This window comes from Citrobacter sp. MGH106 (assembly GCF_001037495.1).
GTDB lineage: Bacteria > Pseudomonadota > Gammaproteobacteria > Enterobacterales > Enterobacteriaceae > Citrobacter > Citrobacter murliniae.
The window spans coordinates 1,205,515-1,219,958 of sequence record NZ_KQ089822.1 but is presented as its reverse complement, the minus strand read 5'-3'; the positions used below and the strand labels follow the sequence as shown (position 1 = coordinate 1,219,958).

Annotated in this window: 11 protein-coding genes; 8 read left to right on the top strand and 3 right to left on the bottom strand. The window is 52.5% G+C overall.

Annotated elements, in window-relative coordinates; genetic code table 11:
• Positions 1-116 precede the first annotated feature (116 nt).
• From atoD to SK36_RS05695, 4 genes are read left to right on the top strand one after another with little or no spacing between them, the layout of a single operon-like run.
• Positions 117-776, top strand: a complete 660-nt coding sequence (gene atoD / locus SK36_RS05710; RefSeq protein ID WP_048221006.1) for an acetate CoA-transferase subunit alpha — start codon at positions 117-119, stop codon at positions 774-776.
• Positions 777-778: 2 nt separating this feature from the next.
• A complete protein-coding gene (locus SK36_RS05705; RefSeq protein WP_045445441.1) occupies positions 779-1,429 on the top strand; it encodes a 3-oxoacid CoA-transferase subunit B in 651 nt (216 codons plus the stop codon).
• Positions 1,426-2,748, top strand: a complete 1,323-nt coding sequence (locus SK36_RS05700) for a TIGR00366 family protein (protein ID WP_045445444.1) — start codon at positions 1,426-1,428, stop codon at positions 2,746-2,748. The genes SK36_RS05705 and SK36_RS05700 overlap by 4 nt, the downstream gene beginning before the upstream one ends.
• A 30-nt stretch (positions 2,749-2,778) precedes the next feature.
• On the top strand, positions 2,779-3,963 hold the full coding sequence (locus SK36_RS05695; protein ID WP_048221005.1) for an acetyl-CoA C-acetyltransferase: 1,185 nt from the start codon (positions 2,779-2,781) through the stop codon (positions 3,961-3,963).
• A 42-nt stretch (positions 3,964-4,005) separates the two neighbouring features.
• Here SK36_RS05695 and gyrA read toward each other — a convergent pair whose 3' ends face one another.
• The gene (gyrA, locus tag SK36_RS05690; protein WP_045445460.1) at positions 4,006-6,642 is read right to left on the bottom strand and encodes a DNA topoisomerase (ATP-hydrolyzing) subunit A; all 2,637 of its coding nucleotides are present in this window, start codon (positions 6,640-6,642) and stop codon (positions 4,006-4,008) included.
• Between the two features lie 158 nt (positions 6,643-6,800).
• Between gyrA and ubiG the strand changes: the two genes are divergently transcribed.
• The 4 genes from ubiG (at position 6,801) to yfaE (ending at position 11,751) form a co-directional block, all read left to right on the top strand.
• A complete protein-coding gene (gene ubiG, locus SK36_RS05685; protein WP_045445462.1) occupies positions 6,801-7,529 on the top strand; it encodes a bifunctional 2-polyprenyl-6-hydroxyphenol methylase/3-demethylubiquinol 3-O-methyltransferase UbiG in 729 nt (242 codons plus the stop codon).
• A gap of 439 nt (positions 7,530-7,968) precedes the next feature.
• Positions 7,969-10,254 carry a class 1a ribonucleoside-diphosphate reductase subunit alpha gene (gene nrdA / locus SK36_RS05680; protein ID WP_045445465.1) on the top strand — a complete coding sequence of 762 codons (2,286 nt, stop codon included), beginning with the start codon at positions 7,969-7,971 and terminating at the stop codon, positions 10,252-10,254.
• Positions 10,255-10,366: 112 nt separating this feature from the next.
• Complete coding sequence (nrdB, locus tag SK36_RS05675) at positions 10,367-11,497, top strand: class Ia ribonucleoside-diphosphate reductase subunit beta (RefSeq protein WP_045445468.1); 1,131 nt, start codon at positions 10,367-10,369, stop codon at positions 11,495-11,497.
• On the top strand, positions 11,497-11,751 hold the full coding sequence (gene yfaE / locus SK36_RS05670; protein WP_045445471.1) for a ferredoxin-like diferric-tyrosyl radical cofactor maintenance protein YfaE: 255 nt from the start codon (positions 11,497-11,499) through the stop codon (positions 11,749-11,751). Before nrdB ends, yfaE begins: the two co-directional genes overlap by 1 nt.
• Before the next feature lie 37 nt (positions 11,752-11,788).
• Here the strand turns inward: yfaE and glpQ are convergent, their stop codons facing one another.
• Both glpQ and glpT read right to left on the bottom strand, forming a co-directional pair.
• The gene (gene glpQ / locus SK36_RS05665; RefSeq protein WP_048221004.1) at positions 11,789-12,859 is read right to left on the bottom strand and encodes a glycerophosphodiester phosphodiesterase; all 1,071 of its coding nucleotides are present in this window, start codon (positions 12,857-12,859) and stop codon (positions 11,789-11,791) included.
• A gap of 3 nt (positions 12,860-12,862) precedes the next feature.
• Positions 12,863-14,221 (bottom strand): glycerol-3-phosphate transporter, encoded by a 1,359-nt coding sequence (glpT, locus tag SK36_RS05660; RefSeq protein ID WP_045445476.1) that lies wholly within the window; start codon positions 14,219-14,221, stop codon positions 12,863-12,865.
• Positions 14,222-14,444: the final 223 nt, after the last annotated feature.

Here is a 14,444-nt window from a genome sequence, read left to right as displayed (position 1 = left end):
AAAATAATCAATATAGCTCAATGAGTTAGAAATTTTCACATCTGTATTATCATTCTGGCACCCTGCTTGCAATTCCCTGAGCGTACCCAAAATGGAGTATGTCAAAGGGAAACATAATGAAAACAAAACTGATTACCTTACAAGACGCCGCAGGCTTCTTTCGTGACGGCATGACCATCATGGTCGGTGGCTTTATGGGTGTTGGCACACCGCCTCGCCTTGTCGAAGCCTTACTTGAATCTGGCGTCAGGGATCTGACGCTAATTGCCAACGATACCGCATTTGTCGATACCGGGATCGGACCATTGATCGTCAATGGTCGGGTAAGCAAAGTGATTGCTTCACACATTGGCACCAATCCTGAAACCGGACGCCGCATGATTGCAGGCGAGATGGACGTCCAACTGGTTCCGCAGGGCACTCTCATTGAGCAAATCCGTTGCGGCGGCGCGGGTCTCGGCGGTTTTCTGACGCCAACCGGCGTTGGTACCGTAGTTGAAGACGGCAAGCAAACCATGACGCTTGATGGCAGAACCTGGCTGCTCGAACGCCCGTTACGTGCAGACCTGGCGCTTATTCGCGCTCACCGCTCAGACATGCTGGGCAATCTTACCTACCAACTTAGCGCCCGCAATTTCAACCCACTGATTGCCCTCGCCGCCGACATCACGCTGGTTGAGCCAGATGAAATGGTCGAAACAGGTGAGCTTCTTCCTGACCAGATAGTCACCCCTGGCGCCGTTATCGACCATATCGTTATTCCACAGGAGAGCTAATCATGGATGCTAAACAACGTATTGCGCGCCGCGTGGCGCAAGAGCTTCGCGATGGCGATGTTGTAAATTTAGGCATTGGCCTGCCGACGATGGTCGCCAACTACCTGCCAGATGATATTCATATCACGCTACAGTCTGAAAACGGTTTTCTGGGACTTGGTCCGGTAACGACCGCGCATCCTGATCTGGTTAACGCGGGTGGGCAGCCGTGTGGAATTTTGCCGGGTGCTGCCATGTTTGACAGCGCCATGTCATTTGCGCTTATTCGCGGTGGCCACGTCGATGCCTGTGTACTCGGTGGGTTACAGGTCGATGAACAGGCTAACCTCGCCAACTGGGTCGTCCCCGGCAAAATGGTACCAGGCATGGGCGGCGCGATGGATCTGGTGACGGGTGCTCGTAAAGTGATTATCGCCATGGAACATTGTGCGAAAGATGGCTCGGCGAAAATCCTCCGTCACTGCACGATGCCGCTCACGGCTCAGCATGCAGTGCACATGCTGGTGACCGAGCTTGCTGTCTTCCGTTTCCTTGATGGCAAAATGTGGCTCACGGAAATTGTCGAAGGCTGCGATATCGCTACTCTGCGTGAGAAAACTGAAGCGCAGTTCGACGTCGTCAGCGATCTGGTCATCCAGCGAGGTGACGAATGATTGGCCGTATATCTCGCTTTATGACGCGCGTGGTCAGCCGCTGGCTTCCTGACCCACTGATTTTTGCAATGTTGCTCACGCTGCTGACCTTTGGGATCGCGCTATGGCTGACGCCGCAAACCCCGATAAGCATGGTGAAATTCTGGGGGGATGGGTTCTGGAACCTGCTGGCGTTTGGTATGCAGATGGCGCTGATCATCGTAACCGGTCATGCGTTAGCGAGTTCAGGGCCGGTTAAAAGCCTGCTGCGCACGGCGGCCTCAGCAGCAAAAACCCCCGCTCAGGGTGTGATGCTGGTGACTTTTTTTGGTTCGGTTGCCTGTGTGATCAACTGGGGTTTCGGTCTGGTTGTTGGGGCGATGTTTGCCCGTGAAGTCGCCCGACGGGTCCCTGGTTCCGATTATCCGCTGCTGATTGCCTGCGCCTACATCGGTTTTCTCACCTGGGGTGGCGGTTTCTCCGGCTCAATGCCGTTGCTGGCAGCAACGCCGGGCAACCCGGTTGAGCATGTCGCGGGGTTGATCCCCGTCGGCGATACCCTGTTCACCGGTTTTAATATCTTCATCACGCTGGCGCTGATTGTAGTGATGCCGTTCATCACGCGCATGATGACGCCTAAGCCGTCTGATGTCGTCAGTATCGACCCTAAGTTACTGCTTGAAGAGGCGGATTTTCAGAAGAAATTACCCGCGGATGCCCCGCCGTCAGAAAAACTGGAAGAGAGCCGTATTCTGGCCCTGATCATCGGTGCATTAGGAATTGCTTATCTGGCCATCTATTTCGCCGAGAAAGGCTTCAACATCACCATTAACACCGTCAATCTGATGTTTATGATTGCTGGTCTGCTGCTGCACAAAACGCCAATGGCCTATATGCGCGCCGTCAGCGCCGCAGCACGCAGTACCGCCGGGATCCTGGTGCAATTCCCCTTCTACGCCGGTATTCAGTTGATGATGGAGCACTCAGGTCTCGGCGGACTGATTACCGAGTTCTTCATCAACGTCGCCAATAAAGACACTTTCCCGCTGATGACCTTTTTTAGCTCTGCGCTAATTAACTTTGCCGTGCCATCAGGCGGCGGACACTGGGTTATTCAGGGGCCATTCGTTATGCCAGCTGCGCAGGCACTTGGCGCTGACCTCGGCAAGTCAGTCATGGCTATCGCCTATGGCGAGCAGTGGATGAACATGGCGCAACCGTTCTGGGCGCTGCCTGCACTGGCTATCGCCGGGCTGGGTGTGCGCGACATCATGGGGTACTGCATCACCGCCCTGCTCTTTTCCGGGGTCATTTTTGTTATCGGTCTGACCTTGTTCTGACGGCAACCACTCACTTTAAAGGAACAGAAGATGAAAAATTGTGTCATCGTCAGCGCGGCACGTACCGCTATTGGCAGCTTCAACGGCGCCCTGGCGACCACCAGCGCCATCGAACTTGGGGCTACCGTAATTAAATCCGCACTTGAGCGCGCCCACCTTGACCCGCAGCAGGTTGATGAGGTCATCATGGGTAACGTGTTGCAGGCAGGTCTCGGACAAAACCCGGCACGCCAGGCATTGTTAAGAAGTGGTCTCTCCGACACCATTTGCGGTTTTACCGTCAACAAAGTGTGCGGCTCAGGTCTCAAAAGCGTCGCACTTGCCGCGCAGGCAATTCAGGCCGGGCAGGCACAGGCAATTGTCGCCGGAGGTATGGAAAACATGAGCCAGGCCCCCTACCTGTTAGACGCCAAAGCCCGCTGGGGGTATCGCCTCGGAGATGGACAGCTATCCGATGTCATCCTGCGTGACGGTCTGATTTGCGCCACCCACGGTTACCATATGGGGATCACGGCTGAAAATGTTGCCCGTGAATACGATATCAGCCGGGAGATGCAGGATGAACTGGCGCTGATTTCGCAGCATAAAGCAGTGGCTGCGATAAATTCCGGCGTGTTTCAGGCGGAAATAGTGCCCGTCAGCGTGACATCCCGAAAAAAAACCATTGTCTTTGAGCGTGATGAATTTCCAAAAGCTGACTCTACGGCTGAAGGTCTTGCCGCGCTGCGTCCGGCCTTCGACAAAGCAGGCACCGTCACTGCAGGTAATGCTTCGGGGATCAACGATGGTGCTGCAGCCCTGGTAATAATGGAGGAATCTGCGGCGGTGGCTGCGGGACTGAAACCTTTGGCACGTATTAAAGCGTACGCCAGCGGCGGCGTCGCACCAGCGATGATGGGAATGGGGCCGGTACCGGCGACGCAAAAAGCGCTGCAACTGAGCGGGCTGCAACTGTCCGATATCGATCTTATCGAAGCCAACGAGGCGTTTGCCGCGCAGTTCCTGGCAGTGGGTAAAACGCTGGGCTTTGATACGCAAAAAGTTAACGTCAACGGCGGGGCTATCGCGCTTGGTCATCCTATCGGTGCCAGCGGAGCACGTATTCTGGTCACGCTGCTTCATGCCCTACAGGCGCGGGATAAAACGCTCGGACTGGCAACGCTGTGTATTGGCGGCGGTCAGGGAATTGCGATGATAGTGGAAAGGATGAACTAAAAAAAGGGCCGGATTTCTCCGGCCCTTCTCATAACAGCTTAATTACTCTTCTGCGTCATCCGCAGCATCGTCATCGCTTTCCGCTTCAGGCGCGATATCATCGTCCCCTTCTGCGGCGCTACCGTCGATAGAATCAAGCTCTTCATCATCAACCGGTTCAGCAACACGTTGCAGACCCACAACGTTTTCATCTTCCGCAGTACGGATGAGGATAACGCCCTGGGTGTTACGCCCTACCACGCTGATTTCCGACACGCGAGTACGCACCAGCGTACCGGCATCGGTAATCATCATGATCTGGTCGCTATCTTCAACCTGCACCGCGCCAACAACAGAACCGTTTCGCTCGGTGACTTTAATTGAGATAACGCCCTGCGTCGCACGAGACTTGGTCGGATACTCTTCTGCTGCGGTACGTTTACCGTAGCCGTTCTGCGTTACGGTCAGGATGGCACCTTCACCGCGCGGAACAATCAGAGAAACGACTTTATCTTCTCCTGCCAGTTTGATACCGCGTACGCCGGTCGCAGTACGACCCATCGCACGGACGGCGTCTTCTTTAAAGCGCACCACTTTACCGGCGGCAGAGAACAGCATAACTTCATCGTTACCTGCTGTCAGATCCACGCCAATCAGCTCGTCGCCTTCGTTAAGGTTAACCGCAATGATACCGGCAGAACGCGGACGGCTGAACTCGGTCAGCGCCGTTTTCTTCACGGTGCCGCTGGCGGTTGCCATAAAGACGTTCACGCCCTCTTCGTACTCGCGTACTGGCAGAATAGCGGTAATACGTTCGTTAGCTTCCAGCGGCAGCAGGTTGACGATTGGACGTCCACGCGCGCCACGGCTCGCTTCCGGCAGCTGGTACACCTTCATCCAGTACAGACGGCCACGGCTGGAGAAGCAGAGGATCGTGTCATGGGTGTTGGCCACCAGCAGGCGGTCGATAAAGTCTTCTTCTTTAATACGTGCTGCTGACTTACCTTTCCCGCCACGACGCTGTGCTTCGTAGTCAGTTAACGGCTGATATTTAACGTAGCCCTGATGAGACAAGGTCACGACAACATCTTCCTGGCTAATCAGATCTTCGATATTGATGTCAGCGCTGTTGGCAGTGATTTCAGTACGACGCTCGTCGCCGAACTGTTCACGGATCAGCTCCATCTCTTCACGGATAACTTCCATCAGACGATCGGCGCTGCCCAGAATGTGCAGCAGTTCAGCGATCTGCTCCAGCAGCTCTTTGTATTCGTCGAGCAGTTTCTCATGCTCAAGGCCAGTCAGTTTCTGCAAACGCAGATCCAGAATCGCCTGGGCCTGCTGTTCTGTCAGATAGTACTGACCGTCACGCACGCCGAACTCAGGTTCCAGCCATTCAGGACGCGCGGCGTCGTCACCAGCACGTTCCAGCATGGCGGATACGTTACCCAGTTCCCAGGAACGGGCAACCAGCGCAGCTTTCGCTTCAGCCGGGGTTGGCGCACGGCGGATCAGTTCGATGATCGGGTCGATGTTTGCCAGCGCAATCGCCAGCGCTTCAAGGATGTGTGCGCGATCGCGAGCTTTACGCAGTTCAAAAATAGTACGGCGTGTAACCACTTCACGACGGTGACGCACGAAGGCTGCGATAATGTCTTTCAGGTTCATGATCTTCGGCTGGCCATGGTGCAGTGCAACCATGTTGATACCGAAGGAAACCTGCAGTTGGGTCTGAGAGTAGAGGTTGTTCAGAACCACTTCCCCGACCGCGTCGCGTTTTACTTCAATCACGATGCGCATACCGTCTTTGTCAGACTCGTCACGCAGCGCGCTGATGCCTTCAACGCGTTTGTCTTTCACCAGCTCAGCGATTTTCTCGATCAGGCGTGCTTTGTTCACCTGATACGGAATTTCATGCACGATGATGGTTTCACGACCGGTTTTCGCGTCAGCTTCGACTTCCGCACGCGCACGAATGTACACTTTGCCGCGACCGGTACGGTAGGCTTCTTCGATACCACGACGACCGTTGATGATCGCGGCGGTCGGGAAGTCCGGGCCAGGAATGTGTTCCATCAGCCCTTCAATGCTGATGTCTTCATCGTCAATGTATGCCAGACAGCCGTTGATCACTTCCGTCAGGTTGTGCGGCGGAATGTTGGTCGCCATACCTACCGCGATACCGGACGAGCCGTTCACCAGCAGGTTAGGAATTTTGGTCGGCATCACGTCAGGAATACGTTCGGTACCGTCGTAGTTATCGACGAAATCAACCGTTTCTTTTTCCAGGTCAGCCATCAGCTCGTGGGCGATTTTCGACATACGGATTTCCGTATAACGCATCGCTGCTGCGGAGTCGCCATCGACAGAACCAAAGTTACCCTGACCATCCACCAGCATATAACGCAAGGAGAATGGCTGCGCCATACGAACAATGGTGTCGTAAACGGCGGTATCACCATGAGGGTGGTATTTACCGATTACGTCACCAACGACACGGGCAGATTTTTTATAGGCTTTATTCCAGTCGTTGCCCAATACGTTCATGGCGTAAAGTACGCGACGGTGTACCGGCTTCAGGCCATCTCGGACGTCCGGCAGCGCACGGCCAACAATGACCGACATCGCATAATCCAGATACGAGCTCTTCAGCTCTTCCTCAATGTTGACCGGTGTAATTTCTCTCGCAAGGTCGCTCATCTAACCGCTATCCCTCTACTGTATCCCGGATTCAAAGGTCGCAAATTATAACACACCCGTGCAGATTCAGGTAAATGGATTCCCCCAGAGAGAGGCTTTATTCATCCCGTCAGGCTGATATACTCGTTTGTATTGCTAATTCAGGAGTAGAAGCCCCAATGAATGCCGAAAAACCCCCGGTAACTCACAACGTTGACCATGAAGAAATTGCCAAATTTGAAGCAGTCGCGTCGCGCTGGTGGGATCTTGAGGGCGAATTTAAGCCTCTGCATCGCATTAACCCACTGCGCCTGGGCTACATTACCGAGCGCTCAGGTGGACTGTTTGGTAAAAAAGTTCTCGATGTCGGTTGCGGCGGCGGCATTCTGGCGGAGAGTATGGCGCGCGAAGGTGCTACGGTCACCGGTCTGGATATGGGCTTTGAACCGTTACAGGTAGCCAGACTTCACGCGCTGGAAAGCGGTATTCAGGTTGAATATGTGCAAGAAACCGTAGAAGAGCACGCCGCAAAACATGCGCATCAATATGACGTTGTAACCTGCATGGAAATGCTGGAACACGTTCCGGATCCGCAGTCAGTGGTCAGATCCTGCGCCAGGCTGGTAAAACCGGGTGGCGAAGTCTTTTTCTCCACGCTTAACCGCAATGGCAAATCCTGGCTGATGGCGGTGGTCGGGGCGGAATATATTCTGCGTATGGTGCCAAAAGGCACACATGACGTGAAAAAATTTATTAAGCCTGCTGAGTTGTTAGATTGGGTTGACCAGACTGTACTGAAGGAACGTCATATGACGGGTCTGCATTACAACCCGATCACTAACACCTTCAAACTGGGCCCAGGCGTCGACGTTAACTATATGGTACATACCACCGCACAAGCCGAGTAACACGCTCCATTACAAAGGCCGGATAAAGGGTTCTCCCCGCCATCCGGCATTTAGTTTGTTTGACCACGCTTTACTGCCATACCTACCAATCATTGGTAGCATCGCTAACGCAATTTTTGCGCCAAATCATAAGAACCTTCTGCACCTTCGACGAAGAAATCAGCACTCGATCAAATTTTCTATTTTTTTTCTCAATTATTGACATCCTCGCCAGGCCTTATAAGACGCGCACTTAGCGATTCTCACCCTTTTGCAACCTCAATTTAACCTCAAAATCAACTCTTGTGCTGAAAAGAATCCCTACTAGAATACTCACCATATAGCGTCTATTTTATCAAACAACCCCTATATATAGTATTTATCCACAGACTTAGTCACAACATGGCTCTGTGGATAATATGGGGGATATTTTTTCTTTCACGGACAGGTAAAAAACCACATGAATCAGAGTCTGCTGGTGACAAAGCGTGATGGTAGTACAGAGCGCATCAATCTCGACAAAATCCACCGAGTTCTGGATTGGGCGGCAGAAGGACTGAATAACGTATCGATTTCTCAGGTCGAGCTGCGCTCCCACATTCAGTTTTATGACGGTATCAAAACCTCCGATATCCATGAAACTATCATCAAAGCTGCCGCAGACCTGATCTCCCGCGATGCGCCGGATTATCAGTATCTGGCTGCCCGCCTGGCAATTTTCCACCTGCGTAAAAAAGCCTATGGTGAATTTGAACCGCCAAAACTGTTCGACCATGTAGTGAAAATGGTTGAAATGGGCAAATACGACAATCATCTGCTGGAAGACTACACGGAAGAAGAGTTCAAGCAGATGGACTCGTTCATCGTACATGACCGCGATATGACCTTCTCCTATGCTGCTGTTAAGCAGTTAGAAGGCAAATACCTGGTGCAAAACCGTGTTACCGGTGAGATTTATGAAAGTGCGCAGTTCCTCTACATTCTGGTAGCAGCCTGCCTGTTCTCTAACTATCCACGTGAAACCCGCCTGGAATACGTTAAACGTTTCTACGATGCCGTTTCTACGTTCAAAATTTCGCTGCCGACGCCAATCATGTCTGGTGTGCGTACTCCGACCCGTCAGTTCAGCTCCTGCGTACTGATCGAGTGTGGTGACAGCCTGGACTCTATCAACGCCACTTCCAGCGCGATTGTGAAATACGTTTCCCAGCGAGCAGGGATCGGTATCAACGCCGGCCGCATTCGTGCGCTGGGTAGCCCGATCCGCGGCGGTGAAGCGTTCCACACCGGCTGTATCCCGTTCTACAAGCACTTCCAGACCGCAGTCAAATCCTGCTCTCAGGGTGGCGTACGCGGCGGTGCTGCTACGCTGTTCTATCCAATGTGGCATCTGGAAGTTGAAAGTCTGCTGGTGCTGAAAAATAACCGTGGCGTTGAAGGTAACCGCGTTCGTCACATGGACTACGGTGTGCAAATCAACAAGCTGATGTACACCCGTCTGCTGAAAGGCGGCGACATCACCCTGTTTAGCCCATCCGATGTCCCGGGTCTGTACGATGCGTTCTTCGCCGATCAGGATGAGTTCGAGCGTCTGTACACCCAATATGAAAACGATGACAGCATCCGTAAGCAACGCGTAAAAGCGGTCGAACTGTTCTCACTGATGATGCAGGAACGCGCTTCTACTGGCCGTATCTACATTCAGAACGTTGACCATTGCAACACCCACAGCCCGTTTGACCCGGCCATCGCACCGGTGCGCCAGTCCAACCTGTGCCTGGAAATCGCCCTGCCAACCAAACCGCTGACCGACGTTAACGACGAAAACGGTGAGATTGCGCTGTGTACGCTGTCAGCATTTAACCTCGGCGCAATTGAGAGTCTGGACGAACTGGAAGAGCTGGCTGTACTGGCTGTTCGCGCACTGGATGCACTTCTGGATTACCAGGATTATCCAATTCCGGCGGCAAAACGTGGCGCAATGGGCCGTCGTACGCTGGGTATTGGCGTGATCAACTATGCCTACTGGCTGGCAAAAAATGGCAAGCGTTACTCTGACGGCAGCGCAAATAACCTGACTCACAAAACCTTTGAAGCCATTCAGTATTATCTGCTGAAAGCCTCTAACGAACTGGCAAAAGAGCAAGGCGCGTGCCCGTGGTTTAATGAAACCACCTATGCCAAAGGTATTCTGCCGATCGATACCTACAAAAAAGATCTGGATGCAATCGTCAGCGAAGCACTGCATTACGACTGGGAACAACTTCGTGAATCGATCAAGACTCACGGCCTGCGTAACTCCACGTTGTCTGCCCTGATGCCGTCCGAAACCTCTTCGCAGATCTCCAACGCCACCAACGGCATTGAACCCCCACGCGGCCACGTGAGTATTAAAGCCTCTAAGGATGGGATCCTGCGCCAGGTTGTGCCGGACTATGAGCACCTGAAAAATGCCTATGAATTGCTGTGGGAAATGCCGAACAACGACGGCTACCTGCAACTGGTCGGCATTATGCAGAAGTTTATTGACCAGTCTATTTCAGCGAATACTAACTACGATCCGTCACGCTTCCCGTCCGGAAAAGTGCCGATGCAGCAGTTACTGAAAGATCTGCTCACCGCCTACAAATTTGGTGTGAAAACGCTGTACTATCAGAACACCCGTGACGGTGCAGAAGATGCGCAGGATGATCTGGTGCCGTCCATTCAGGACGATGGCTGCGAAAGCGGCGCATGTAAGATCTGATGAATGATGCCGGGTGGCGCTACGCTTACCCGGCCTACGATTGCACGGTTTGTAGGCCGGACGCGGTGCCTGCACCGCCATCCGGCGCTCATACCACAAAGGATTCACATCAATGGCATACACCACATTTTCACAGACGAAAAATGACCAGCTACTGGAACCGATGTTCTTCGGCCAGCCGGTGAACGTTGCACGCTACGATCAGCAAAAATATGACATCTTCGAAAAATTGATCGAAAAGCAACTCTCTTTCTTCTGGCGCCCAGAAGAGGTCGATGTCTCTCGCGATCGCATCGACTACCAGGCACTGCCAGAACATGAAAAACACATTTTTATCAGCAACCTGAAGTATCAGACGCTGCTGGACTCCATTCAGGGACGTAGCCCAAACGTGGCGCTGTTGCCGCTGATATCTATCCCTGAGCTGGAAACCTGGGTTGAAACGTGGGCGTTTTCTGAAACAATCCACTCACGCTCCTACACCCATATCATCCGTAACATCGTTAACGATCCGGCGATAGTGTTTGACGATATTGTCACCAACGAACAGATCCAGAAACGTGCGGAAGGGATTTCCAGCTACTACGACGAATTAATCGAGATGACCAGCTACTGGCATCTGCTGGGCGAAGGTACGCACACGGTAAATGGCAAAACGATTGTCGTGAACCTGCGTGAGCTGAAGAAAAAACTGTACCTGTGCCTGATGAGTGTTAACGCACTCGAAGCGATCCGTTTCTACGTCAGCTTCGCCTGCTCTTTCGCCTTTGCCGAACGTGAATTGATGGAAGGCAATGCCAAAATCATTCGCCTGATCGCCCGCGATGAAGCGCTGCACCTGACAGGTACGCAGCATATGCTGAATCTGTTACGCAGCGGCGTGGACGACCCGGAAATGGCAGAGATTGCCGAAGAGTGCAAACAGGAGTGCTACGACCTGTTTGTACATGCTGCACTGCAGGAAAAAGAGTGGGCAGACTATCTGTTCCGCGACGGTTCGATGATCGGTCTGAACAAAGATATTCTGTGTCAGTACGTCGAGTACATCACCAATATTCGTATGCAAGCGGTGGGACTTGATCTGCCGTTCCAGACACGCTCTAACCCGATCCCGTGGATCAACACCTGGCTGGTGTCTGATAACGTTCAGGTTGCGCCACAGGAAGTGGAAGTGAGCTCATATCTGGTCGGCCAAATCGACTCCGAAGTGAACACCGACGATCTGAGTGATTTCCAGCTCTGATGGGCCGCATTACCCTGCGCATTTCTGGCACACAGTTGTTGTGCCAGGATGAACATCCTTCCCTGCTCGCTGTGCTCGAATCGCACAATGTTGAGGTCGAATATCAGTGTCGTGAGGGCTATTGTGGTTCCTGCCGTACGCGTCTGGTAGCAGGACAGGTGGACTGGATTGCAGAGCCTTTAGCCTTTATTCAGCCAGGTGAGATCTTGCCCTGCTGTTGTCGGGCAAAAGGGGATATTGAGATAGAAATGTAGTTTTGTCGGGTGACGGCGAAGCCGCCACCCGGCACATTTAGCGCTTCTCTTTCAAAATGCTCACCGCTTTATCCGGGAAATCAGTAAACAGCCCGTCAACACCCGCCTTGTTATACAGAATGTCATACAGCTGATTCACGTCAGTCGCGTAATCCGGCAGTTGATCGGCACGAACGGTATAAGGATGCACAACCATCTTGTTCTGATGAGCGTCCTGAACCATTGCGGTTAATGAGATATTGCCTTGCTTAGATTTCTCATCAACCAGCATGTGGTAATCCGGCCCAATGCCGTCCGCATACTCTGCCACCTGCTTCATCGCACCCGGTTTAAACATCCAGTCGTAGTTGTAATTAACCCAACTACCGTCTGGTTTTTTCTCCTGGGTTTCATTCCAGTCAGTGTACGCAATCAACTGCACCAGATTGAGATCCATCCCCATCTTCGGTTCCAGTTCATTTTTAATGCGTTTTAGCTCTGCGACGTCAAAACACTGCAGATAGACATTGTCTTCCTTGCCGGTATACCCATACTTTTTGAGTACCTCCAGCGTCTTAGCCGCAATATCCTTCCCTTCCTGGTGATGGAACCACGGTGCTTTCATTTCCGGGTAAATACCGATGTTCTTACCGGTGGAATGATTTAATCCCTGAACGAACTCAATCTCTTCTTCGAAAGTGTGCACGCGGAAATCAGATTTACCCATCGGGAAACGCCCTGGATATGTCTGCACCTTTTTGCCGTTTTCGATATCGAAGCCTTCAGTAAATTTCAGCGATTTGATCTCATCCAACGTAAAGTCGATAGCGTAGTAACGTCCATCTTTACGGGCACGATCCGGAAAGCGTTCGGCAACGTCGGTTACACGGTCAAGATAGTGGTCATGCAGGACGACCAGATGGTCGTCCTTAGTCATCACCAAATCCTGCTCCAGATAATCCGCACCCTGCGCATAGGCCATCGCTTTTGCGGGCAGCGTATGCTCCGGTAAATAGCCGCTTGCTCCACGGTGTGCAATCACAATCTTGTCTGCAGCGATGGCCGCACTGCTGACCACCATACCGGTCAACATCAGCGCTACGCTGAGACTTTTCAATGTCGTTTTCATCTATTAGCCCCCGTTACGCTTCAGTTCCATCTCTTTGTGATGACGTTTTTCACCAATCATGACGACCACCAGCAGAATAACCGCCAGCACGCTGCCGCCAATCATCACCATAAAGCCGCCATCCCAGCCGAAGAAGTCAACGGTGTAACCGACAATGGCGCTTGCCGCCACAGAACCGCCCAGGTAACCGAACAGTCCGGTAAAGCCTGCCGCCGTACCCGCCGCTTTTTTCGGTGCCAGTTCCAGCGCATGCAGACCGATCAACATTACCGGGCCGTAGATCAGGAAGCCGATGATAATCATACAAGCCATATCAACGTTCGGGTTTCCTGCCGGGTTCATCCAGTAGACGATCGTCGCAATAGTCACCAGCGTCATAAAGAACACGCCGGTTGCGCCACGGTTACCACGGAAGACTTTATCCGACATCCAGCCACATAACAGGGTGCCCGGGATACCTGCGTATTCATATAAGAAGTAAGCCCAGGAAGATTTATCCAGTGCGAAATGCTTCACTTCTTTCAGATAGGTCGGCGACCAGTCAAGGATGCCGTAACGCAGTAAATAGACGAACACGTTGGCGATGGCGATGTACCACAACAGTTTGTTCGGCAGAACGTACTGCATGAAGATCTGCTTCGCAGTCAGCTCTTCTTCTGCTTTTTCGTTGTAATCATCCGGATAGTCGTTCTTGTACTCTTCAATCGGCGGCAGACCGCAGGACTGCGGGGTATCGCGCATCAGAGCAAAGGCAAACAGGGCAACAACAATCGCGCCAAATGCCGGCATGTACAGCGCCGCTTTCCAGTCGTTAAACCAGGCCATCCCCAGCAGGAACAGCAGCGGTGGCAGACCACCACCAACGTTATGCGCGCAGTTCCAGACGGAAACGATGCCACCACGCTCTTTCTGTGACCACCAGTGCACCATGGTACGGCCACACGGCGGCCAGCCCATCCCCTGGAACCAACCGCAGAGGAACAACAGCACAAACATCACGGCAATGCTCGATGTCGCCCACGGTACAAAGCCCATAAACAACATCACTGCCGCAGCCAGAATCAAACCAGCGGGCAGGAAAACGCGCGGATTCGAGCGGTCCGAAACGGACCCCATGATGAATTTCGAAAAACCATAAGCGATGGAGATACCAGACAACGCAAAGCCCAGATCGCCACGAGAGAAACCCTGCTCAACCAGATAAGGCATAGCCAGGGCAAAGTTCTTACGTACCAGGTAGTACGCAGCGTAACCAAAAAAGATCCCCAAGAAAATCTGCCAGCGCAATCGACGATAGGTCGGATCGATCTCCGCTGCAGGCAAACGCGCTTTGTGTGGCGCCGGTTTAAAAATGCTCAACATATTGTAGCCTCCGTGGCCGTCTTTCGTTCGAAGGAAACACTGCAGTTTGTCGTAACAACCCTACCGCTCCCAGTGTGGCCGCGATGTTAAGGAATCATTCGGTGCAATAATGTGAATTACAGCACATATTGTTACAGTTTTATGACAAATGTTCATAAAGACGCACGGAATCACGTTTCATTTTCGAATTATGAGCGATTATGCGCGAAATCAAACAATCCAT